The sequence below is a fragment of the Pseudomonas sp. 2822-17 genome (assembly GCF_002742485.1).
Lineage (GTDB): Bacteria > Pseudomonadota > Gammaproteobacteria > Pseudomonadales > Pseudomonadaceae > Aquipseudomonas > Aquipseudomonas cyclaminis.
The window spans coordinates 1-463 of record NZ_LJRZ01000362.1; the positions used below are offsets into that span (position 1 = coordinate 1).

General features: G+C 39.1%; 1 pseudogene. It reads right to left on the bottom strand.

The window, feature by feature from the left end:
- Positions 1-111: 111 nt before the first annotated feature.
- A pseudogene (locus AOA60_RS34570) lies at positions 112-463 on the bottom strand (hypothetical protein); the annotation flags it as partial.

Consider the following 463-nt stretch of genomic DNA (forward strand, 5'->3'; position numbering starts at 1 on the left):
CCTTTTAACAATTACTTGTTAGTTAGTTTTGTCCAGCTTCTTAAAGTTATGCTCTTAACGTAGCACCTAGCTTTTCCTTTAGTCCTTCTAACACCTTCTCATGGACACTAGTCACTCTTCTTCAGTCAAAGTTTTTTCAGGGTCTTGGTAACGTAAAGAGAATGCAAGTGATTCCTTGCCATCTTCAAGGTGCTCTCCTTGGTACAAGTCAAATAATACAACTTGTTTTAGTAGAGGGCTGCCAATTGCAACAATCTCCCTTTCCACATCTTCACTCTTCACACTTTCATCAACGACAAGAGCAATATCACGTTCCATTGCTGGATAACGAGGTATTGGATCATAGCGAACTACCTTAGAAAGGTTACCCAATACTTTATGAAGATCCATTTCAAAAACATACGTCTCTGGAAGTGACCATTCTTTAGCTACTTTAGGATGTACTTGACCTACAAGACCAACT